Annotated in this window: 18 protein-coding genes; 10 read left to right on the top strand and 8 right to left on the bottom strand. The window is 69.3% G+C overall.

The features are described from left to right. Positions 1-85: 85 nt before the first annotated feature. Positions 86-913: a rhodanese-like domain-containing protein gene (locus tag ACX80U_RS18450; protein ID WP_133080869.1), complete on the bottom strand. Its 828-nt coding sequence runs from the start codon at positions 911-913 to the stop codon at positions 86-88. Between the two features lie 149 nt (positions 914-1,062). Here ACX80U_RS18450 and ACX80U_RS18445 point away from each other — a divergent pair, with 149 nt between their 5' ends. Continuing rightward, the gene (locus ACX80U_RS18445) at positions 1,063-2,157 is read left to right on the top strand and encodes a PLP-dependent cysteine synthase family protein (protein ID WP_459269473.1); all 1,095 of its coding nucleotides are present in this window, start codon (positions 1,063-1,065) and stop codon (positions 2,155-2,157) included. Positions 2,158-2,161: 4 nt separating this feature from the next. Here ACX80U_RS18445 and ACX80U_RS18440 read toward each other — a convergent pair whose 3' ends face one another. Then, entirely contained in the window at positions 2,162-2,818 is a 657-nt protein-coding gene (locus ACX80U_RS18440; protein WP_133080870.1) for an MBL fold metallo-hydrolase, read from the bottom strand. A gap of 79 nt (positions 2,819-2,897) precedes the next feature. Here ACX80U_RS18440 and ACX80U_RS18435 point away from each other — a divergent pair, with 79 nt between their 5' ends. The 3 genes from ACX80U_RS18435 to ACX80U_RS18425 all read left to right on the top strand — a co-directional run bounded on the left by ACX80U_RS18435 (position 2,898) and on the right by ACX80U_RS18425 (position 4,621). Beyond that, complete coding sequence (locus ACX80U_RS18435) at positions 2,898-3,374, top strand: Fur family transcriptional regulator (protein WP_133080871.1); 477 nt, start codon at positions 2,898-2,900, stop codon at positions 3,372-3,374. 101 nt (positions 3,375-3,475) lie between these two features. After that, positions 3,476-4,015, top strand: coding sequence for a MarR family winged helix-turn-helix transcriptional regulator (locus ACX80U_RS18430; RefSeq protein ID WP_133080872.1), 540 nt, complete (start codon positions 3,476-3,478; stop codon positions 4,013-4,015). Positions 4,016-4,081: 66 nt separating this feature from the next. Further along, positions 4,082-4,621 (top strand): MarR family winged helix-turn-helix transcriptional regulator, encoded by a 540-nt coding sequence (locus ACX80U_RS18425; protein ID WP_208739952.1) that lies wholly within the window; start codon positions 4,082-4,084, stop codon positions 4,619-4,621. Between the two features lies 1 nt (position 4,622). Here the strand turns inward: ACX80U_RS18425 and ACX80U_RS18420 are convergent, their stop codons facing one another. The 6 genes from ACX80U_RS18420 to guaB1 all read right to left on the bottom strand — a co-directional run bounded on the left by ACX80U_RS18420 (position 4,623) and on the right by guaB1 (position 11,765). After that, positions 4,623-5,534: a metal ABC transporter permease gene (locus ACX80U_RS18420; RefSeq protein ID WP_459269472.1), complete on the bottom strand. Its 912-nt coding sequence runs from the start codon at positions 5,532-5,534 to the stop codon at positions 4,623-4,625. Positions 5,535-5,536: 2 nt separating this feature from the next. Then, entirely contained in the window at positions 5,537-6,376 is an 840-nt protein-coding gene (locus tag ACX80U_RS18415; RefSeq protein WP_459269471.1) for a metal ABC transporter ATP-binding protein, read from the bottom strand. A gap of 79 nt (positions 6,377-6,455) precedes the next feature. Next, positions 6,456-7,427 carry a metal ABC transporter solute-binding protein, Zn/Mn family gene (locus ACX80U_RS18410; RefSeq protein ID WP_459269470.1) on the bottom strand — a complete coding sequence of 324 codons (972 nt, stop codon included), beginning with the start codon at positions 7,425-7,427 and terminating at the stop codon, positions 6,456-6,458. Between the two features lie 86 nt (positions 7,428-7,513). Further along, on the bottom strand, positions 7,514-8,602 hold the full coding sequence (locus ACX80U_RS18405) for a hemolysin family protein (protein ID WP_133080876.1): 1,089 nt from the start codon (positions 8,600-8,602) through the stop codon (positions 7,514-7,516). Continuing rightward, positions 8,599-10,032: a hemolysin family protein gene (locus ACX80U_RS18400; RefSeq protein ID WP_459269469.1), complete on the bottom strand. Its 1,434-nt coding sequence runs from the start codon at positions 10,030-10,032 to the stop codon at positions 8,599-8,601. The genes ACX80U_RS18405 and ACX80U_RS18400 overlap by 4 nt, the downstream gene beginning before the upstream one ends. A 281-nt stretch (positions 10,033-10,313) precedes the next feature. Continuing rightward, positions 10,314-11,765 carry a GMP reductase gene (guaB1, locus tag ACX80U_RS18395; protein WP_208741521.1) on the bottom strand — a complete coding sequence of 484 codons (1,452 nt, stop codon included), beginning with the start codon at positions 11,763-11,765 and terminating at the stop codon, positions 10,314-10,316. Between the two features lie 212 nt (positions 11,766-11,977). Here guaB1 and ACX80U_RS18390 point away from each other — a divergent pair, with 212 nt between their 5' ends. The 6 genes from ACX80U_RS18390 (at position 11,978) to ACX80U_RS18365 (ending at position 23,077) form a co-directional block, all read left to right on the top strand. Further along, a complete protein-coding gene (locus ACX80U_RS18390) occupies positions 11,978-15,844 on the top strand; it encodes a multifunctional oxoglutarate decarboxylase/oxoglutarate dehydrogenase thiamine pyrophosphate-binding subunit/dihydrolipoyllysine-residue succinyltransferase subunit (RefSeq protein WP_459269468.1) in 3,867 nt (1,288 codons plus the stop codon). 168 nt (positions 15,845-16,012) lie between these two features. Continuing rightward, positions 16,013-16,612, top strand: a complete 600-nt coding sequence (locus ACX80U_RS18385) for a GDSL-type esterase/lipase family protein (protein ID WP_133080880.1) — start codon at positions 16,013-16,015, stop codon at positions 16,610-16,612. A gap of 228 nt (positions 16,613-16,840) precedes the next feature. Beyond that, the gene (locus ACX80U_RS18380; RefSeq protein WP_459269467.1) at positions 16,841-18,622 is read left to right on the top strand and encodes an ABC transporter family substrate-binding protein; all 1,782 of its coding nucleotides are present in this window, start codon (positions 16,841-16,843) and stop codon (positions 18,620-18,622) included. A 101-nt stretch (positions 18,623-18,723) separates the two neighbouring features. Next, entirely contained in the window at positions 18,724-20,256 is a 1,533-nt protein-coding gene (locus ACX80U_RS18375) for an ABC transporter permease (protein ID WP_208741524.1), read from the top strand. A gap of 8 nt (positions 20,257-20,264) precedes the next feature. Beyond that, on the top strand, positions 20,265-21,299 hold the full coding sequence (locus ACX80U_RS18370; protein WP_459269466.1) for an ABC transporter permease: 1,035 nt from the start codon (positions 20,265-20,267) through the stop codon (positions 21,297-21,299). Beyond that, complete coding sequence (locus ACX80U_RS18365; RefSeq protein ID WP_133080882.1) at positions 21,299-23,077, top strand: dipeptide ABC transporter ATP-binding protein; 1,779 nt, start codon at positions 21,299-21,301, stop codon at positions 23,075-23,077. The genes ACX80U_RS18370 and ACX80U_RS18365 overlap by 1 nt, the downstream gene beginning before the upstream one ends. Positions 23,078-23,093 lie beyond the last annotated feature (16 nt).

The following is a 23,093-nucleotide window of genomic DNA, read 5'->3' as shown; positions in this document are numbered from 1 at the left end:
TGTGTTCGTATCACGCCACCCCTCCATCTCCTGGGGCGTCCCCCCCCCCCCCCCCCCGGGGCCGGCCGCCGGCGCATCGCGGGGATCAGGCGCCCGTCGCGACGGGAAGCCCTGCCGTCGTCGACCACTGCGACCAGGAGCCAGGGAACAGCGAGGCGTCGATGCCTGCGATGTCGAGGGCCGCGATCTCGTGGGCTGCGGTGATGCCCGAGCCGCAGTACACCGCGACACGTCCGCGGTCCGCGCCGAGCGCACCGAAGCGCCGCCGCAGTTCCTCGGCCGGGCGGAAGCGCCGGTCGTCACGGAGGTTGTCCGCCGTGGGCGCACTGACGGCCCCCGGGATGTGGCCGGCCTGCGGATCCACGGGCTCCGACTCGCCACGGTAACGTTCCCCGGCGCGTGCATCCAGGAGCAGGCCGCGGTCCGCCGGTTCGAGCAGGTCGGGGATCGAGACCACGGGCATATGGCCCGCGGACAGCCGGACGGAGCCGACGCAGTGCCGCTCCTCCCCGCCCTCCACGTCGAATCCGGCTGCGCGCCATGCCGTCAGGCCGCCGTCGAGCAGGCAGACCGAGGGAAAGCCGGCGTCCCTCAGGAGCCACCAGAGGCGCGCCGCCGCCAGATTGCCCGACTCGTCGTAGGCGACCACCGTGTCACCGTCGTTGAGCCCCCACTGGCGGGCCGCCTCCTGCAGGGTGTCGGCGGCGGGCAGCGGATGGCGGCCGAGACCGGGCCCGCCGGGCGCGCACAGCTGCGTCTCCATGTCCACGTACACGGCGCCGGGTATGTGGGCCGCGCGGTAGTGCTCGTGGCCATGGGGGTCACCCAGGGCCCAGCGCACATCGAGCAGGAGGGTCTGCGCGCCGGAGGTCATCCGGTCCTGCAGTTCCTGCACATCCATCAGAGTCTTCATCGAGATCTCCTGTCGGGACGGGTGACCGGATCGCGGTGGTGGCCACGCCCGGTCCTGATGGACGCCAGTCCACCACACGGCGGTCCCGACACCAAGGACCTTCCCGGCAGCGCCCGTCGTGGACCCGCGACAGCTTGTAGGCTGGCCGGATGTCCAGGTTCCCCGCCGCCGCCAGAGTCTGGTCCGACGACGCCGTGCAGCGCATCGAGGCGGACGCCAACCGCTCGGCCGACACCCACCTCTTCGCCGTTCCCCTCCCCGCGCACTGGGGCGTGCAGGTCTACCTCAAGGACGAATCGACCCACCGCACCGGCAGCCTCAAGCACCGGCTCGCCCGGTCCCTGTTCCTGTTCGGCCTCGTCAACGGCTGGATCACCGAGGGGACGACGATCGTCGAGGCCTCGAGCGGTTCGACCGCGGTGTCCGAAGCCTATTTCGCCCAGCTCCTCGGCCTGCCCTTCATCGCGGTCATGACGGGCACCACGAGCCCGGAGAAGATCGCGCTGATCGAGCAGTACGGCGGGACGTGCCGCTTCGTGGAGCACGCCTCCGAGGTCTACGCCGCGGCAGAGGCCGTCGCGCAGGAGACCGGCGGCCACTACATGGACCAGTTCACCTTCGCCGAGCGGGCCACGGACTGGCGGGGGAACAACAACATCGCCGAAGCGATCTTCGGTCAGCTCGCACTCGAAGCCCATCCGTTGCCGGAGTGGATCGTCGTCGGCGCGGGGACCGGTGGTACGAGCGCGACGATCGGGCGCCACCTCAGGTACCACCGCTACCCCACCCGCCTCGCCGTCGTCGACCCGGAGAACTCCGCGTTCTATCCCGCGTGGGCGGAGCCCGGGTCGCAACCCGTGGGGCGGCCGTCCCGCATCGAGGGGATCGGCCGGCCGCGCCCCGAGCCGAGCTTCGTGCCGTCCGTGATCGACACCATGATCCGTGTCCCGGACGCGGCGTCCGTCGCGGCCGCCCGGCACCTGCGCACCCTGACGGGCCTGCATGCCGGGCCGTCCACCGGCACGAACCTGTGGGGTGTCTGGCAGCTCGTTGCCGACCTCATCGCCGACGGCCGCACGGGCAGCATCGTCTCGCTGATGTGCGACTCGGGGAGCCGCTACGCCGCCACGTACGACGACGACGCATGGCTCGCCCGGCAGGGCCTGGACCCCACGCCTGCGCTGGGCATCCTCGAGGGCTTCTTCTCGTCGGGCAGGTGGCCGGCGACGGGATCCGTCGCCTGACGCGTCAGACCTCGACGGTCTCGCGGACCGCGAGGTGGCGGAAGGACGTGCCGTAGCGCGAACCGAGGCGCGTCACGTGGCCCTCCACCATGCCGAGACCGGTCTCGTTCAGGAGGGCGTCGTGGATCTGGAAGGCGCGGGGCGCACGGACCGACGCCACGAAGTCGACCACCTCGGCCAGCTTCGACCAGGGCGCGTGCACGGGGACGAGGAGCGTGCCGACGTCCACGCCGTCCGGGACGATGAAGGCGTCCCCCGGATGGTAGACCGCTCCCACCAGGAATCCGACGTTGGCGATGACCGGGATCAGGGGATGGATCAGCGCGTGCTGGCCGCCGAAGGTCCGCACGCCGAAGCCCGCTACCGAGAACTCCTCGCCCCCCGCCACGGCGTGGATCCGGTTCCCCGCGGCGTCACCCAGGCCCTCGGTGACGGCGGTCGCGACACCCTGTGGCGCCCAGAGCTCCACCGAGGGGTCGGCCGACAGCACCGCGACCACCCGGTCCACGTCGATGTGGTCCGGATGCTCGTGCGTGACCAGGACGGCCGAGGCACCTGCGAGGGCCTCCTCGATCTCGGAGAACGTCCCCGGATCGATCACGAGCACGGAGCCGTCCTGTTCGAGCCGGACGCAGGAATGGGAGAACTTGGTCATCAGCATGCGCCCAGACTACCGGCGGCGGCGCTGATAATCTTGACTCTGGTCCAGGGCCTCCGAGTGCCCGCGGAAAGGGTATGACATGACGCCTGAAACGACATCCGAGGCAGTTCCACCGGCAGGACCCACCGCCCAGCAGGAGACACCGGCGCGGAAGGGGTCCGAACAGCGCGTCACGCGGCAGCGGGTCGCCGTCGGCGCTGCGCTCGACCAGCTGGACGACTTCGTGAGCACGCAGGAACTCCACCGGCTGCTGCACGACCGCGGCGAGTCCGTCTCGCTCGCGACGACCTACCGCATCCTCCAGTCCATGGCCGAGGACGGCCTGGTGGACGTCCTGCGCAACGGTGACAACGAGGCCGTCTACCGGCGCTGCGCCGTCGAGCACCACCACCACCACCTGCTGTGCAGGAACTGCGGGAAGGCCGTCGAGATCGAGGCGCCGGCCGTGGAGCAGTGGGCCGCGCGCATCGCCGCGGAGCACGGCTTCACCGACGCGGCGCACACCGTCGAGATCCACGGGCTGTGCCCCGACTGCACGGCGGCACGACGATCCTGACCTCGGAGGCGCAGCCCCGCGGGCTCGCCCCCGACAAGGAGCCCCGCTCCCGTCCCGGAGGCCCTGACGGCGTCGGTGCCGTCGATTACGCTGGAGGGGTGATGTCTTCCGACAGCTCCACCCCGTCCGAGGCGGACCCGACGCCCGCCGGCTCCCCGAGCGACCGCGCCGGCCAGGTCGATGAACTCGTCGACGCCGTGCGGCGCTACCGGAACGCGGAGGGCTTCATGCGGGGCCGGAGCCGCGATTCCATGCACCTCGGCAAGACGGACATGACGGCGCTGCGCCTCATGCTGCACGCGGGCCGGTCCGGGCATCCGCTCAGCGCGGCCGCGCTGGCACGCGAGCTCGAGATCTCCACCGCGGCCACGACCGTCCTGGTCGACCGCCTCGAGAAGAGCGGTCACGCCGAACGGCGGCGGAGCCCGACGGACGGCCGTGTGATCGAGATCTGGCCGACGGCCGCGACCGATGACGAGGTCCGCTCGACCATGGGCATCCTGCACGAGCGGATGATGGCGATCGCCGGCGGCCTCTCACCCGAGGAATGCCGCACCATCGCGCGGTTCCTCGCCGCCCTGGGTGTCGCCATGACGACCCTCGAGTTCCCCTCCCCCACCCCGGCCGCCCACCAGGCCTGAGCGCCGTCGCGGAAATGTCCCGGCTTACCTAGATAGATTGACTACTAGTTGGTCTAAGATGTAGGCATGAAACCTTCGGAGGCACGGCAGGGAGCGGGCTACTGGTATCCCCCGTCCGACGAGGGCGGGACCGGGCAGGCCGCGACGGGTGTCGACGTCCTCAATGCCCTGAGGGCCTACCGGACGGTGGAGAGCGGCCTTCGCCGCCGCCTGAGCCAACGGCTCAACATCAACGAGACGGACCTCGGAGCGCTCCGCCACCTGCTCGGCGTATGGCAGCGGGACCAGGGCGCCAGCCCCAAGGACCTCGCCCTCGCCCTCGGCATCTCGAGCGCGTCGACCACCCTTGTGATCGACCGGCTCGAGCGGGCCGGCTTCATCCGCAGGCGACGTCATCCCGTGGACCGTCGCGCCGTCCTCCTCGAGCCCGGCGACAAGGCGACCGACGATTTCCGGACGGCCTTCGACATCGAGAAGCGGGGTGTCCTGGCCGCGGCGGACTCCCTGACCAGCGAGGAGACCGAGACCGTCACCCGCTTCCTGCGCAGCATGGAGCAGGCGATCGCGGACGCCGTCAGCCAGCCGGACCGGACCCAGGAGCCCTAGCTCAGGCTCCCTGCCGCACATCTCCCGCAGCTCGGACTCTCCCGGACGACACGACTGCTCTCCGCGACCTGCGGGCGGTGCGTCGCGACCCGATCAGGCGGCACGCCAGGTAGATCGCGAAGGATATCGTCGTCACGTAGGGGCTGATCGGGATCCGCCCTCCGAGCGCGAGCAGGATCCCTCCCACCACGGAGGTGCAGGCGAAGACCACGCTGAGGAGCACGACGAGCCCCGGTGCCGAGGTGACCTTCAGGGCCGCGGCGGCAGGCGTGATGAGCAGGGCGAGGACCAGGAGCGCGCCGACGACCTGGATGGACAGGGCCACCGAGACGCCCAGCAGCACCATGAAGAGGATCGACAGTCCCCGCACGGGTACGCCGCGGGCCTCTGCGAGATCGGCGTCGGCGCTGGCGAAGGTCAACGGCCGCCAGATGGCGATCAGCGCGACGATGACCACGACGGCGCACCCCAGGAGCAGGTTCAGCTGCACGTCGTCGACCGAGACGATCTGGCCTGTGAGCAGGCCGAACTTGTTGGCCGCGCGCCCCTCGTACAGGGCGAGGAAGAGGATACCCAGGCCGAGCCCGAAGGGCATGACGACGCCGATGATGGAGTTCCTGTCGCGCGCACGGATGCCCATCAGCCCGAGGACGAGGGCGGCGAGCACCGATCCGACGAGGGAACCGGCGACGACGTTCGCACCGACGAGGAGCGCGAAGGCGGCCCCGGCGAAGGAGAGCTCAGCGATGCCGTGGACCGCGAACGCGAGGTCCCGCATCATGACGAACGTACCGATGAGCCCGCCCAGCACGCCCAGCACCGCTCCGGCGATCAGGGAGTTGCGGACGAGCGGCAGCAGCTGCGCGTAGTTGTCGAAGGTGAAGACGGCCTCGAGGATGTCCTGGACGTCCATGCCTACATGCCCTCGTGGTGGTGCGTGGTCGCGTCCGGCAGTCCGACGACGACGATCCGGCCGTTGCTGTGCAGGACCTCGACCGGGCTGTCGTAAAGGTCCGACAGGACCTCGCTCGTCATGACCTCCGCGGGCGAACCGACGCGGAACCTGCCGTCCGCGAGGTAGAGCACGCGGTCCACGTAGTCGATGATCGGGTTGATCTCGTGGGTCACGAACACCACGGCGCTGTGCCTCTCGTGGCACTGCCGGTTGATGAGCGAGCTCACCGCCTGCTGGTGGTTCAGGTCGAGCGACAGCAGGGGCTCGTCGCACAAAAGCACGCGCGGATCGGTGGCGAGCGCCTGGGCCGCCCGCAGCCGCTGCTGCTCACCGCCCGAGAGGAGCCCGACGGGCGCATCCGCGTAGGACGACGCACCCACGTCGCGCAGGAGGCCGTCGACCAGGTCGCGGTGGCTCCGGCTCCGCATCCGCACTCCCCACCGATGGCCATCGATGCCGAGTCCCACGAGGTCGCGGGCCCGGAGCGGGGTCTCGGGCGGGAAGGACTTCTGCTGCGGGATGTAGCCCAGGGTCCTGCTGCCGCGGGCGATCGGCCGGCCGTCGATGGTCGCCGTTCCGGAGTCGAGTGGCTGCAGTCCAAGGAGCACCTTCAGGAAGCTGGTCTTCCCCGATCCGTTGGGGCCGAGCACGGCGAAGAACTCGCCCGGCATCACGTCGAGGTCGAGGTCCTCCCACAGCGTGCGGCTGCCGAAGGAGAGGGCGGCGCCGCGCAGGCTGATCGCCGGCCTGCCCGCCGCCCCGTGCGGGGAGCGTGCCGGCCGGGAGGTCGTCGGGGTCATGCGGGGCGGCTTCCAGTCTGTCGGGGGTGGAGTACCGGGTCGAACCGGCGGAGGCCCGACCCTGTGGTCGCGGTGGTCCTCAGGATCGGAGGGCGGCCTCGATGCTATCGGTGTTAGCCGTCATCCAGGAAATGTAGTCCTCGCCGTCGGGCAGCGTCTCGGTGAAGTCGAGGACAGGGAGTCCCGCCTCGTCGGCAGCGGCGCGGACGGCTTCGGTCTGCGCCCCCTCCGTCTGGCCATTGTAGGCAAGGAAGGCGAGCGTGCCGCCGGAGACGAGCGTCTTCATCTCCTCGAGGACCGCCACGGGCACGTCGGTCTCCTCCTCGATCGCCTCGCCGAACTCCTCCGGCGTCCCGTCCTCGAGGCCCGCGGCTTCGAGGAGGTACGCCGGCACCGGCTCCGTCACGGCCACGACGCCGCCGGGTCCCTCCGCTGCGAGGGCTGCCAGCCGGTCCTGGACGGACTGCAGTTCCGTGATGAAGGCGTCGGCCCGGTCGCGGTACGCGTCCGCGTTGGCCTCGTCCAGCGTGCCGAGCTCGACGGCGACGGCGTCGGCGAGCTTCGCCATGGCGGGCAGGTCGTACCAGACATGTTCGTTGAAGCCCCCGTGCCCGTGCCCTTCCTCCCCGGCGTGCTCGCCCTCGTCGGCGTGTTCCTCCGCGGCACCCTCGTCGAGTCCGGAGAGCTCGACGGCATCGAGGACCGCCTCCACCCCGGTCTCCCCGGCGAGCCGCCCGAGGAAGGTGTCGTATCCCCCGCCGTTCTCGATCACGAGATCGGCCTCCGACACCGACAGCTTGTCCTGCACGGTCGCCTCGTAGGAGTGCGGGTCCTGGCTGAGGCTGTCGACGATCGACGTCACGGCGACGTCGTCCCCGCCGATCGTGGCGGCGATGTCGCCGTAGACGTTGGTGGAGGTGACGATGCTGAGCTGCTCCCCCGCACCGGCATCGCCGGACGCACCCGCTGCGGCCCCGTCCCCGCAGGCTCCGAGGGCGAGGGCGGAGGCCGCCAGGAGGGCGGGCACGGCGAGACGGCGGGAGACGGGCATCGGGACCTCGATCAAACTAATGAGAACTGTTTACGTTAGCGATTCGAGCATAACCGAAACGCGAACGGTTCGCATTCCCGTGATCGTCAGCGGACCGGAGTCTCCGTGCCGCCGATCCCCTCGCCGGTGCGGCGGGCGCCCTGGTTCTGGGTGGCGTCCCGGATCTCGCCGACCAGCTGTTCGATCACGTCCTCGAGGAAGAGGACGCCGCGGGTGGAGCCGTCGGGACCCAGGACGCGCGCCAGGTGCGACCCGGTGCGCTGCATGACCGTCAGTGCGTCCTCGATCTCGTCGCCCAGCGACAGGTTCGCGAGCGTCCGCACCTTGTTCTCCGTGATCGGCCGCCGGTACATCGCCTGCGGCATCGACATGATGTCCTTCAGGTGCATGTAGCCCGTGAGGTTGCCGTTCTCGTCCACGAGGACGAAGCGCGAGAACCCGGTGCGCCCGACGGCACGTTCGAAGTCCTCCGGGGTGGCGTCGGTGCGGACGGTCACGAGCTCGCCGAGGGGCACCATGGTGGTCTCGGCCGTCTGGCCCGAGAACTCGAGAGCTCCCGTGATCAGGCCGGACTCGTCGTCCACGAGGCCGCTCTTGGTCGACTCCTCGACGATCGACTGCACCTCCTCCAGCGTGTAGGTCGAGGAGACCTCGTCCTTCGGCTCGACCCTCAGGGCCCGGAGGATGTGGTTGGCCGCCCAGTTGAGCGACGAGATCACGGGGTTGACGACCCGCGCGATCATCACGAGCGGCGGCGCCAGGAGGAGTGCGGCCTTGTCGGCGACGGAGACCGAGATGTTCTTCGGCACCATCTCGCCGAACGTCACATGAAGGAAGGTGACCAGGACCAGGGCCAGCGCGAAGGCGACGCCGTCGGCGAGGCCCTCCGGAACCCCCAGGGCCTCGAACGGCACCACGAAGAGATGGTGGATCGCAGGCTCCGCGACCTGCAGGATCAGGAGCGAGCAGACCGTGATGCCCAGCTGCGAGCAGGCGAGCATGAGCGACACGTGCTCCATGGCCCAGATCGTGGTCCGTGCGCGTTTCGAGCCCTCGTCGGCCAGGGGCTCGATCTGGCTGCGCCGCGCGGACATGATGGCGAACTCGGACGCCACGAAGAAGGCGTTGCCCATCAGGAGGACGACGAGCCAGACGATTCCTACCCAGTCACTCATCGATCATCCTTCCGTACGGCCGTACTGCCGGCCAGGGCGGGACGGACCTCCGGCACACCGTGCTTGCCCTGCGGGACCGCCTGGTGCTCGGGCACGACGGCGTCGTCCGCCGCGCCCCCGGGCTCCTGCGAGGCCGCGGGGGCGGGCACGAACTGGACGCGGTCGATCCGACGTCCGTCCATGCGCTCCACGGTGAGGGTGCCGGCCGGCACCTCCACGCGGTCGCCCGGCGCCGCCACGCGGCCCAGCTCGGCCATGATGAAACCGGCGACCGTCTCGTAGCCCGCCTCGTCCGGCACCACGAGTCCCGGGATCTGTATCGTGAGCTCGTCGGGCCGCATGAGGCCCGGGAAGAACCAGTCCCCCGCGGCACTCTGCAGCACGCCGGGCTTGAGCTTGTCGTGCTCGTCCTTGACCTCGCCGACGATCTCCTCCACCAGGTCCTCGAGCGTCGCGACGCCGGCCGTGCCCCCGTACTCGTCGAGTACGACGGCGAGCTGCAGGTTCGCGTCACGGAGCTCGCTCAGCAGCGAATCGAGGTGCACGGTCTCGGGCACGCGCAGGACGTCGGTCATGATGGTGCCAGCGGGCAGCTCCGCACGCTTGTGGCGCGGCACGGCCACGGCCTTCTTCACGTGGACCACTCCGCGGATGTCGTCGGCGGAATCCCCGATCAGGGGGAAGCGGGAGTAGCCGGTGCGGCGCGCGGCCTCGACGACGTCGGCGACGGTCTGGTCCGAGTCGATGACCTCCATGCGGATCCGGGGGGTCATGACGTCGGCCGCGGTGCGCTCCGAGAAACTGAAGGTCCGGGCGAGGAAGTTCGCCGTCCCCTGGTCGAGCGTGCCCATCTCCGCGGAGCGGCGCACCAGGGAGGAGAGCTCCGACGGTGTCCTGGCGCCCGAGATCTCCTCCTTCGCCTCGAGCCCGAAGACGTTGAGGACCCGGTTGGAGAAGCCGTTGAGCACGATGATGGCCGGCTTGAACACGGCCGTGAACAGGAGCTGGGGCCGGGCGAGGGCCTTGCCCACGTTGAAGGGCAGCGCGATGGAGAGGTTCTTGGGAACGAGCTCTCCGATGAGCATGGACAGCAGGGTCGCCAGGATCATCGCGATGATGAGGGACGTCGAGGCGACCAGCGCCTCCGACAGCCCGAGGGAGCCCAGCGGCGCCTCGAGCAGCCGCCCGACGGACGGTTCCATGACATAGCCGGTGAGCAGGGTCGTCAGGGTGATGCCCAGCTGGCAGCTCGAGAGCTGGGTGGACAGTGACTTCAGGCACCGGAGCAGCGGTTCGGCCTTCGTGTCGCCGTCATCGACGGCCCGCTGCACGTAGGTCTGGTCGAGGGCGACGAGTGCGAACTCGACGGCCACGAAGAATCCGGTCCCGACGACGAGGAGGAGGCCTGCGGCCAGGTAGATCCATTCCACCGCTACATCCCCTCCCCGGTGGCACCGGGACGGGGACGGAGCGGTCCGCGTCTGAGGGGGTCCGCCGCGTCGGACGGGAGGGTCTCCGCGTCCTGGTCGGGGCCGGCGTCGACAGGACGCGGGAGACCGGGCTCGGGCAGGGGATGGGCAAGAGGAGAGGGTGCGCCGGCGTCGAGCCGGCCCCTAGAAGGACTGTCCATAAGGAGACCAGTCTATCGGCTGGTCGCCGTCCGCCGCACGGGAATTCCTCCGACGGTGCAGGGCCGCACGGCCGGACGGACCTACCAGCTCTGCTGGAGCGGCCGCCCCTCCTCGTACCCTGCTGCCGACTGCACCCCGACGAGCGCCCGCTCCCGGAACTCGGCCAGCGATGCGGCACCCGCGTAGGTCATCGAACTGCGGACGCCCGCCGTGATCATGTCAAGGAGGTCCTCCACACCCGGACGGGCCGGATCGAGGTACATCTTCGAGGTCGAGATGCCCTCCTCGAACAGTCCCTTCCTGGCACGCGCGAAGACGTCGTCGCGCCGCGTCCGGTTCTGCACCGCACGGGCGGACGCCATGCCGAAGCTCTCCTTGTACCGGCGGCCGTTGCTGTCGGTCTGCAGGTCGCCGGGGCTCTCGTAGGTGCCCGCGAACCAGGATCCGATCATGACCTGGCTCGCACCGGCGGCCAGGGCGAGGGCCACGTCCCGCGGGTACCGGACGCCGCCGTCGGCCCAGACATGGGCGCCGAGTTCGGCGGCCGCCTGCGCGCACTCGTGGACGGCGGAGAACTGCGGACGCCCGACGGCGGTCATCATGCGCGTCGTGCACATGGCGCCCGGGCCGACACCCACCTTGATGATGGAGGCACCCGCGGCGACGAGGTCGCGGACGCCCTCGGCGCTAACCACGTTGCCCGCGACGATGGGGACCTTCGGGTCGAGGCCGCGTACGAGGGCGAGCGCGTCCAGCATCTTGCGCTGGTGGCCGTGGGCCGTATCGACGACGAGCACGTCGACACCGGCGTCGAGCAGGGCGGCGGCCTTCGCCTCGACGTCCCCGTTGATGCCGACGGCCGCTGCGACGCGCAGCCTGCCCGAGGCGTCGAGCGCGGGGTCGTAGATCGTGGAGCGCAGCGCGCCGGTCCGGGTGATGACGCCCTGGAGCACGCCGTCGCGCACCACGGGCGCGAGCGGCACGCGGGCTCCGTCGAGGTCCTCGAAGGCCTTCTGCAGTGCGGCGGCGGGGTCCTCGTCGAACAACGACGCCTCGAGGGCGGCCGGAGCCGGCCGCATGACGGATTCGAGCGAGGCGAAGCGGTCCACCTCCTCGCAGTCCGAGGCGTTGACCACCCCGACGCACGCGCCGCCGTCGTCGATCACGAGCACCGCGCCGTGCGCGCGCTTGTGCATGAGGTGCAGCGCGTCGATCACGGTGTTGCCCGGCTGCAGCTTCAACGGCGTCTCGAAGACCGGATGGCGGTCCTTGACCCACGACGTGACCTCCGCGATGACCTCGACCGGGACGTCCTGCGGAAGGACGCCGATGCCGCCGCGCCGCGCCATGGTCTCGACCATGCGCCGCCCTGTCACCGCCGTCATGTTCGCGACGACGAGCGGGATCGTGGTGCCGGTGCCGTCGTCGGAGGACAGGTCGACGTCGAAGCGGGAGAGGACCTCCGAGGCGGAGGGGACGAGGAACACGTCCGAGTAGGTGAGGTCCGTGGTGGGCGGATTGATGAAGCGCATGGTTCTCCCTGGATCGACGGCCGGTTCGAGGGCCGCAAAGAGTCTAGTGCGTGCGGGCCCGCAGTATCGCACGGCGCAGCTCGGCAGGACACGCCTGATTGGCTTGTTCGTTACTCCTGTCACTACACTTGGACAGGGTCCAGACACGGCTTTCCGCCGATCTCGCCGACCGCACCGCGCTCAGGGCAACTTACGGAAGAGGCGTATACCAAGTGCCAGAACAAACCAGCCACCGTCTACCTGAAGAATTCGGCGGGAACGAGTGGCTTGTTGACGAGCTCTACGAGCAGTTCCAGAAGGATCGCCACTCGGTCGACAAGAAGTGGTGGGACCTGTTCGACTCCTTCGACGCGGAGGGATCGTCGGCGGAGAACGGCCGGACGGCGGCCGACAGGCCCGAGGACCCCGCAGCCGCCCCGGCGGCCACCACCCCGGAGTCCCGCCCCTCGAACGGAAGCACTCCCCCGGCAGCCGCGGCACCCGCGGCCTCCAATCCCCCCACCAAGGAACTCCCGGTCGTGCAGGCCGAGGCTCCCGCACCCAAGGCCTCCGGGGAGTCGCCCGCCAGCACCCAGCAGAGCGGGAAGCCGCCCGTCCCCAACGAACCGGCGAAGAAGCCGGAGACGTCGCGGGAGGAGAAGCCGGGGACCAAGCCCATCCCGGCACAGCTGCCGGCCTCGGACCGCAACGCCGACATGGAGGAGAACAGGGTCAGCGTGCTGCGCGGACCGGCCAAGGCGATCTCCACCAACATGGAAGCCAGCCTGAGCGTCCCCACCGCGACCAGCGTTCGAGCGATCCCGGCGAAGCTCCTCATCGACAACCGCGTGGTCATCAACAGCAACCTGGCGCGTGCCCGTGGCGGGAAGGTGTCCTTCACCCACATCATCGGCTACGCGATCATCCGGGCCCTCGCCCAGTTCCCGTCGCAGAACGTCTACTACGACGTCATCGACGGCAAGCCCTCCGCGGTGCAGCCCGCCCACGTGAACTTCGGCCTGGCGATCGACATGCCGAAGCCCGACGGGACGCGCTCGCTCGTGGTGCCGAACATCAAGAAGGCCGAGACCATGAACTTCTCGGAGTTCTGGCACGCCTACGAGGAGCTCGTGAAGAAGGCCCGTGCCGGGAAGCTCGGCGCCGACGACTACGCAGGCACCACGGTGTCCCTCACCAACCCCGGCGGCATCGGCACGGTCCACTCGGTCCCCCGCCTGTCCAAGGGCCAGGCCTGCATCATCGGTGCCGGCGCCCTCGAGTACCCGGCGGAGTTCCAGGGCTCGAGCGAGAAGACCCTCGCGAAGCACGCGATCAGCAAGACCATCACCCTGACCTCGACCTATGACCACCGCGTCATCCAGGGCGCGGGCAGTGGCGAGTTCCTGAGGATCATCCACCAGCTGCTGCTGGGCGAGCAGGGCTTCTACGACGAGATCTTCGAGTCGCTGCGCATCCCCTACGAGCCCGTGCGGTGGAGCGCCGACATCCAGGTCGATCCGATGGACCAGATCAACAAGGTCGCCCGGATCCAGCAGCTCATCCACGCCTACCGCGTGCGCGGCCACCTCATGGCGGACACCAATCCGCTCGAGTACGTCCAGCGCAAGCACGCCGACCTCGACATCCGGACCCACGGCCTCACGCTGTGGGACCTGGACCGCGAGTGGCCGACGGGCGGCTTCGGCGGCCAGCCGATGCTCAAGTTCCGCGACATGCTCGGCGTCCTCCGCGACGCGTACTGCCGCACCACGGGCATCGAGTACATGCACCTGCAGGACCCGGCCGAGCGGCAGTGGTTCCAGGACGAGCTGGAGCACCCCTACTCCAAGCCGAGCCGGGAGGAGCAGCTGCGCATCCTGCACAAGCTGAACTCCGCCGAGGCCTTCGAGACGTTCCTGCAGACGAAGTTCGTCGGCCAGAAGCGCTTCTCCCTCGAGGGTGGCGAATCCCTGATCCCGCTGCTCGACGCAGTGATCTCCGGTGCGGCGGACGACGGCCTCGACGAGGTCGCGATCGGCATGGCCCACCGTGGACGCCTGAACGTGCTGACGAACATCGCGGGCAAGACCTACGCCCAGGTGTTCCGCGAGTTCGAGGGCACGCAGGACCCCCGCTCCGTCCAGGGCTCGGGCGACGTGAAGTACCACCTCGGCACCGAGGGCACGTTCACCTCCGACGCCGGCAACGAGACGAAGGTCTACCTCGCCGCGAACCCGTCCCACCTGGAGGCGGTGGACCCGGTGCTCGAGGGCATCGTCCGCGCCAAGCAGGACCTCCTCGACCAGGGCGAGACCTTCCCGGTCCTGCCGATCCTCATCCACGGCGACGCGGCCTTCGCGGGCCAGGGCGTGGTGGCCGAGACCCTGAACCTGTCGCAGCTGCGCGGGTACCGCACCGGCGGCACCATCCACGTCATCGTGAACAACCAGGTCGGCTTCACCACCAGCCCGACGTCGTCGCGCTCGTCGGTGTACTCCACCGACGTCGCGAAGATGGTCCAGGCCCCGGTGTTCCACGTGAACGGCGACGACCCCGAGGCCGTGGTCCGTGTGGCCCAGCTGGCGTACCAGTTCCGTCAGCGGTTCAACAAGGACGTCGTCATCGACATGGTCTGCTACCGCCGTCGCGGGCACAACGAGGGTGACGATCCCTCGATGACGCAGCCCATGATGTACAACCTGATCGAGGCGAAGCGCTCGGTCCGCAAGCTGTACACCGAGGCCCTGATCGGCCGCGGCGACATCACGCAGGAGGAGGCCGAGCAGGCCCTGCGCGACTACCAGGAGCGGCTCGAGCGCGTCTTCGCGGAGACGCACGCCGCACAGACCTCCCCGATCCCGATCGTCACGAAGGACCCGCAGGCGGTCTCCGACATCGAGCGCCCTTACGCCCAGCAGGCGGACGGCGGCGAGGCCGAGGCACCGCAGACGGCGATCAGCACGGAGACCCTGGCCCACATCGGCGCGGCGCACACCGCGATCCCCGAGGGCTTCACGGTGCACCCGAAGCTGAAGGCCCTGCTGGACAAGCGCGAGCAGATGTCCCGCGAGGGCGGGATCGACTGGGGCTTCGGCGAGATCGCCGCCTTCGGTTCGCTCCTCATGGAGGGCGTCCCCGTGCGCCTCGCCGGCCAGGACTCGCGCCGTGGCACCTTCGTGCAGCGGCACGCGGTCTTCCACGACCGCGCGACGGGCCACGAGTGGCTCCCCCTCGACGACCTGAGCGAGGACCAGGCGAAGTTCTGGATCTACGACTCCCTGCTGAGCGAATACGCCGCCATGGGCTTCGAGTACGGGTACTCGGTGGAGCGCCCCGACGCCCTGGTGATCTGGGAAGCGCAGTTCGGTGACTTCGTCAACGGCGCCCAGATCGTGATCGACGAGTTCCTCAGCTCCGCCGAGCAGAAGTGGGGACAGCGTTCCTCCCTCGTGCTCATGCTGCCGCACGGCTACGAGGGCCAGGGCCCCGACCACTCCTCCGCACGCATCGAGCGCTTCCTGCAGATGTGCGCCGAGGAGAACATGGTCGTCGCCAACCCGAGCTCGGCGGCGTCGCACTTCCACCTGCTGCGTCGGCATGCGTACCACCGCCCGCGGAAGCCGCTCGTGATCTTCACCCCGAAGCAGCTGCTGCGCCTGAAGGCGGCCGCGAGCTCGGTGGAGGACTTCACACAGGGGACCTTCCGTCCCGTGATCCCCGACACGCTGGAGACGCCGGGCAACGACGTCGAGCGCGTGATCCTGGTCTCCGGACGGCTCTACTACGACCTGCTGTCCTCACGCCAGAAGCTCGACGACAGCAGGACGGCGATCGTGCGTGTGGAGCAGCTGTACCCGCTGCCGCTCGACGAGATCCGCGAAGCACTGGCCACCTACCCGAACGCGGAGATCGTCTGGGCACAGGACGAACCGGCGAACCAGGGGCCGTGGCCGTTCATCGGGCTCAACCTGCCGCAGGAACTGGACCGACCCGTGCGCCTGGCCTCGCGTCCGGCCTCGGCCTCGACCGCGACCGGATCCGCGAAGAACCACGCGGTGGAGCAGGAACTCCTCATCAAGAGGGCTTTCGGCCGCCAGTAGTAAGGCCATCAGTATGATGTCAGGTGGGGCTCAGGCCCCACCTGACGTCTTTAAGGACGGGTCGATGGCTCGCGCGGGTTCCCCGGCGGCCCGGTACGGCCCTGAGCAGCACCCGAGCAGCACCGAGCAGCACCGACCAGCACCGACGACCAGCACACCGAGGGACCAGTGGAACGACGCAGAATCCGGCTAGCAGCAGTGGGCGACGAACTCCTCGCGGGGCTCGGTGATCCTCGGGCGCTGGGCTGGCTCGGCCGCGTGATGGCCCGGACCCGGCCGGACAACGCCTCGGTCGAGGCCTACAGCCTCGCGGCCCCGGGTGAGGGGACCGAAGCCCTCGCCAACCGCTGGCTGCAGGAGGTGGGACGGCGTTTCGGGGACGGATTCGAGAACCGCCTCGTCATCGGACTGTCGGACCGCGACCTCGACCTCGACCTGTCCACGGCGAGGAGCCGCCTCAACCTCGCCAATATCCTCGACGGTGCGTCGCAGATGAGCGTCAAGGTCCTCGTCGTCGGGCCGCCCCCCGGCCTCGACGCGGAGCGCAACCGTCGCCTCGCGGACCTCTCGGCCGCATTCGGTGACGTCACGACGCGCCGCAAGCACGTGTTCGTCGACACCTTCACCCCACTGCTCGCCCACGAGCAGTGGCGCCACGACCTGGCAGCGAACGGGGGAGGTCCCGGCCAGGCCGGCTACGGCCTGATGGCCTGGCTCGTCCTCCACCGCGGCTGGTTCCAGTGGCTGGACGTGCCCGCGCCAGAGTAAGGCAGACGCAGGACCTGGAGCCCCGGAGACACGCCGTTTCCGGGGCTTTTCTGTTGCCCCGGGACCCCGTATTTCCACGAGGTAACGAATGGGTTATCAATGGCTCACTGAGTGTCCGAAGGCAACTTTCCATGGTTATGCTGTCCGAGTGTGATTGCCGTCACGGCGACAATCCGCCTCGGAGGACTTTCTCGCGTCCCTCGCGCCCAGCACAGTAAGGACTAACGAATGCGTAATAAGCGCACCCTGACGCTCGCCGCACTGTCCATCGGAGCGCTCACCCTGAGCGCCTGCGGATCCGCGGGCGGCACCGCAGAGACCCCGGCATCGGAAGGTGCCGCGGAGAACCTGGCCACGACGATCAACATCGCGATCAGCCAGGCCCCGACCGGTTACAACGACGGGACGGCCGCCACCAACGCGGTCTACAACACGTACGTGAACAACCTGACCACGAGCTCCTGGGTCGCGTTCAACGCCGACGGCAACCTCGAGAAGAACGAGGAGTTCGGCACCTACGAGAAGACGAGCGACGACCCGCTGACCGTCAAGTACACCATCAACGAGGATGCTGTCTGGTCGGACGGCACGGCGATCGACTTCGACGACGTGCTCCTGCAGTGGGCCGCCTTCTCGGGCACGCACCCGAGCGGCACGACCGATGCGGAGACCGGCGAGGAAGCGGATCTCTTCCTCGCGTCCTCCACCAACGGCTTCGGCCAGATGGAGATGCCCGAGGGCGAGCCCGGCGCCAAGGAGTTCGAGGTCGTCTACACCGAGCCCTACGCCGACTGGGAGTCCGTCATGTCGGGCGCACTCATGCCGGCACACATCGCCGCCGAGCAGGCCGGTCTGTCCGCGGAGGGCGACGGCGCGGAGCTCATCGAGGCCATCCAGGCCGACGACCGCGCGGCCCTCGGCCCGGTCGCCGAGTTCTGGAACACCGGCTGGAACTACGAAGCCGACCTCCCGACGCTGCCGGACACGGCGCTCCTCCCCTCGTCCGGCCCCTACACGCTGGACAACGCGACCAACGGCACCCTCACGCTCGTCAAGAACGACCAGTACTGGGGCGAGGAGCGTGCCGGCAAGACCGACACGATCGTCTTCAAGACCATCGTCGACGAGGAAGCCGTCCAGGCGCTGCAGAACGGCGACGTCGACATCATCGAGCCCTCCAGCCCGACCGTCGACACCAAGACCGCCCTCGAGCAGATCGGTGAGACGGTCACCGTCGACACCGGGCAGTCGCTGACCTTCTCGCACGTCGATCTCGACCAGCGCCCCGGCGCCGTGTTCGAGGATCTCAAGGTCCGCCAGGCCTTCGCCAAGTGCATCCCCACCGCCGACATGGTGGACAAGTTCGTGACCCCGGTCGATCCCGAGGGCTCCGTCCTCAACCTGCACGAGTACCAGCCGGCGCAGGCCGACTACGAGACCGTCCTCGAGGGCGCTCCCGCGGCCAAGAGCGACGGCGTCGCCGACATCGAGGCTGCCAAGGCACTGCTCGCCGAGGCAGGCAAGACCGAGCCCGTCAAGGTCTCGATGATGTTCGCGTCGACGAGCCAGCTGCGCGCCGACCAGGTCGCCCTCGTCAAGGACTCCTGTGACAAGGCCGGCTTCGAGATCACCCCGCAGCCCGAGGCCGAGTGGAGCGCCAAGCTCTCGCAGCCCGGCGCGTGGGACGCGGTCGTCTTCGGGTGGGCCGGTTCCGGCCTCGTCGCCTCCGGCGAATCGATCTACGTCTCCGGCGGTGAGCAGAACTTCGGTGGCTACGCCGACGAAGAGGTCGACCGCATCTGGAGCGAGATCGTGACCAACACGGACACGGAGAAGGTCGTCCCGCTGAAGGCCGAGCTCGAGCAGCGCCTCGCCGAGACGCAGTACAACGTGGTCCTCTACGCCAACCCGAACATCGCGGGCTACTCCTCGAAGCTCGAGGGCGTGGAACTGAACCCGACGCAGACCGGCATCACCTGGAATGCCTACAGCTGGACGAAGCAGAACTGATCGGATCCTTCCGGATCTGCAGAAGGACGGGCAGGCCTCCTGGCCTGCCCGTCCTTCTGCTCGGACCCGCGACAGACTGCACCGTTTCCTAGGAGCCCCACGTGTTCTACTTCATCGCCAAGCGATCCATCATCTCGTTCTTCATCATGCTCGCAGCGACCACGCTGATGTACTTCCTCACCATCTCCTCGGGTGACCCCTTCGAGGACCTCGGCGAGACCAGCGGCCCCGAGAAAGCCGCCACCATCGCGGCCCGCACCGCCGCGATGAACCTCGACGTGCCGCCGATCCCCCGCTACTTCCTCTGGCTGCAGGACGTCGGCCACTGCCTCGTCCCCGGCGGCGTGAGCTGCACGCTCGGCCAGGACCGCACCGGTGCCGCCGTCCTCCCGCAACTGGAGAACGCCATGGGCTCGACCCTGCGCCTGGTCGTCGTCGCGACAGTGCTCGCCCTGGTCCTCGGCGTGGTCGTCGGTATCGTCACCGCGATCCGCCAGTACAGCACGTTCGACTACTCGGTCACCTTCATCTCGTTCCTGCTCTTCTCGCTGCCCCTGTTCTGGCTCTCGACGCTCCTCAAGCAGTACCTGGCGATCGACCTCAACACGTGGCTGGCGAACCCGCAGTTCTCGTACGCGACGATCGCCCTGATAGGGGTGGTCGCCGGCGTCGTCTGGGCGGTCGCCGTGGGCGGCGACCGCAGGCGCAGGCTCGTCGTGTTCGGCGTCGCGGCCGTCGCGACCGCACTCGCGCTCTACCTCCTGCTCGTCACGGGCTGGTTCGTGGATCCCGGCCTCGGCGTCGTCGGCATGCTGGTCTCGGCCGCAGGCGTCGCCGTCCTCTGGACGGCCCTGCTCGCCGGCTTCCGGCGCCGCCGCGTGCTGAACGCGGCCCTCGCCGCCGCCGCGGTGGGCTTCCTCGGCTACCTCGCCTCGATCCCCCTGCTCGAGGACCCGAACTGGCTCGCGGTGCTCGCCCTGGTGGTCGTGATGACCGCGGTCGCGTACGTCGTCGCCGGTCTCGTCGGCGGACCGTTCCGCGCCCAGGCCGCGAAGATCGGCGCCGTGATCGCCGTGTCCGTGAGCCTGCTGATCGTGCTCGACCGCCTCCTCCAGGCCTACCCGACCCTGTCCGCGAAAGCAGGCGGCCGGCCGATCCCGACCACGGGATCGCAGTCCGCGAATCTCGAGGGCACGTTCTGGGAGATCAACCTGGACTACGCGCTGCACCTGATCCTGCCCACGATCGCCCTGACCCTCATCTCGTTCGCCACCTACACCCGGTACACCAGGGCCAGCCAGCTCGACGTCATGAACCAGGACTACATCCGCACGGCGCGGGCCAAGGGCCTCAGCGAGCGGACCGTCCTCGTCAAGCACGCCTTCCGCAATGCGATGATCCCGATCACCACGCTGATGGCGTTCGACTTCGCCGGGGTCCTCGGCGGTGCCGTCATCACCGAGCAGGTCTTCGGCTGGAACGGCATGGGCAAGATGTTCGTCGACGGCATCCAGAACGTGGACCCGGGGCCGGTGATGGCCTTCTTCCTGGTCGTCGGCACGGCCGCGGTGCTGTTCAACATGCTCGCCGACATCGCCTACGCGTTCCTCGATCCGCGCATCACCCTGAGCTAGGACACCCCATGAGCAATCACCAGAACCAGCGGGACGACTCCCGCGCGTCCCTGGAGCTGTCCGAGATGACGCTGCAGAGCCAGGACACCGACATCGCGACCGCCACCCCCACGCGGGGCCAGACGGACCGCATCCGCACCACCGAGGCGAAGAGCCAGGGCCGGCTGATCCGCGAGCGCTTCTTCCGCCACAAGGGAGCGCTTGCGGGCATCGCACTGCTCGCCCTGATCTTCCTGCTCGCCTTCAGCTCCATCGGCTTCGCGGGCATCCCCGGCTGGTGGAACAAGGACTACGACGTGCTCGCAGCCCGGTTCAACGAGGGCCGGCCCACCCTGACGCTGTGGCCGTTCAGCCTCGGTGAGCATCCGTTCGGCCAGGACGTCCTCGGCCGGGACTACTTCGCGCTGACGATGCGCGGCACCCAGACCTCCCTGATCATCGCGTTCATCGTCGGGCTCGTCGCGATGGTCATCGGCACCACGGTCGGCGCCGTCGCCGGCTACTTCCGTGGCTGGACCGAGGCGTTCCTCATGCGCATCACCGACGTCGTCATCACCATCCCGACGGTCGTCATCGCGGCCGCAGTGGCCGGGATCGTGGCCAAGGCCGGGATCATCCCGTTCGCGATCTTCCTCGGCCTCGTCACCTGGACGGGGCTCGCCCGCCTGGTCCGTGGCGAGTTCCTCTCGCTGCGCGAGAAGGAGTTCGTCGAGTCGGCGAAGTCCGTCGGCGCGAGTTCCGTGCGGATCATCTTCCGGCACATCCTCCCGAACACCGTCGGCGTCATCATCGTCTCCACGACACTGGCCATCTCCGGAGCCATCCTGCTCGAGACCGCCCTGAGCTACCTCGGACTCGGCGTCACGGCGCCGGACACCTCGCTCGGCAAGGCCATCAACGACAACCGCTCGGCGCTGACCGTCCGCCCGTGGCTGTTCCTGTGGCCCGGCGCCTTCATCATCGGCATCGCCCTCGCCGTCAACTTCATCGGTGACGGCCTGCGCGACGCGTTCGACCCCAAGCAGACAAGGGTGAAGCAATAATGAGTTCCCGATCCGTCATCATCTCCGACGAGCAGGCACCCGTCGGCAACGGCCCCATCCTCGCGGTCAGGGGCCTCGGCGTCGAGTTCAACGTCGACAACGAGTGGGTCATGGCCGCCGAGGACGTCTCCTACGAGATCCACCCAGGCGAGATCCTCGCGATCGTCGGTGAGTCGGGGTCCGGCAAGAGCATGTCCTCCATGGCCCTGCTCGGCCTGCTCCCCCGCAACGGACGCTCGACCGGCAGCGCCAAGATGCTGGGCAAGGAGCTCATCGGTGCACCCCAGGGGACCCTCCGGCGCGTGCGCGGCAACGAGATCGCGATGATCTTCCAGGAGCCCATGACCGCGCTGAACCCGGTGCTCACCGTGGGCGAGCAGATCCGGGAGGCCGTCGAGCAGCACACCGAGCTGTCGCCGGCGCAGGCCAGGAAGCGCGCCATCGAACTCCTCCGCATGGTGGAGATCCCCGAGGCCGAGCGACGGTACGACTCCTTCCCGCACCAGTTCTCGGGCGGCCAGCGCCAGCGCGCCATGATCGCGATCGCCCTGGCCAACGACCCCATGCTGCTCATCGCCGACGAGCCCACGACCGCGCTCGACGTCACGGTCCAGGCCGAGGTCCTGGACCTCCTGCGCAAGCTCAACAAGCGGCTCAACAGCGCGGTCCTGCTGATCACCCACGACATGGGCGTCGTCGCCGACCTCGCCGACCACGTGGTGGTCATGGAGCGCGGGCGGATCGTCGAGGCGGCGCCGACGGCGCAGCTGTTCGCGGCCCCGGCCGAGGCCTACACGAAGCAGCTCCTCGGCGCGGTACCGCACCTCGGGTCGAAGGTCGGCGGTGTCCTCGCCGACGTCGAGGTGGTGGACGGCCGGCTGAGCATCCACGAGGAGTTCGCGGAGGCGGCGCTGCGTGCGCAGGAGACGCACACGGCGAGCGGCGTCGTCCCGGCGCTCGAGCTCACGGACGTCGACATCGAGTACCCGGGCCGCTTCCGCCAGCCGCCCTTCAAGGCGGTCACCGGCGTCTCGCTCACCATCAACCCGGGCGAGGTCCTGGGTCTCGTGGGCGAGTCCGGCTCGGGCAAGTCGACCATCGCCCGCGCCGTCACCGGACTGATCCGGACCTCCGGGGGCACGGTGCGGATCGGCGGCACCGACATCACGGAGCTGACCGCCCGCCAGCTCCTGCCGCTGCGCAAGAAGTTCGCCATCGTGTTCCAGGACCCGGCGGCGTCCCTCAACCCGCGGCTCTCCATCGGCGACAGCATCGGCGAGCCCCTGCTCCTGCACGAGAAGCCGGGCCGCGCGGAGCTGGACAAGCGCGTCGCGTCCCTGCTCGAGGACGTCCAGCTGCCGGTGGCCTTCCGCAACCGGTACCCCCACGAGCTCTCGGGCGGGCAGCGCCAGCGCGTCGGCATCGCCCGGGCCCTGTCGCTCCAGCCGGACCTCCTCGTGGCCGACGAGCCGACGTCAGCCCTGGACGTCTCCGTGCAGGCCAAGGTCCTCCAGCTCCTGCAGGACCTGCAGAGGGAGCGGGGCTTCGCCTGCCTGTTCGTGAGCCACGACCTCGCCGTCGTCGAGCTCCTCGCGAGCCATATCGCGGTGCTCAACAAGGGGAACCTCGTGGAGCAGGGCACCACCGAGCAGATCCTGAAGTACCCCCGGGACCCGTACACGCGCCGCCTGCTCGCTGCCGCTCCGGTACCCGACCCCGGCGAGCAGTCGCTGCGGCGCGAGCAGCGCACGGCGCTCCTCGCCGCGGGCGCCGAGTAACGGCAGCGCCGACGAC

Source organism: Arthrobacter sp. TmT3-37 (genome assembly GCF_054510835.1).
The sequence above is the reverse complement of the archived record's forward strand: the minus strand, read 5'-3'. Positions and strand labels throughout refer to the sequence as shown.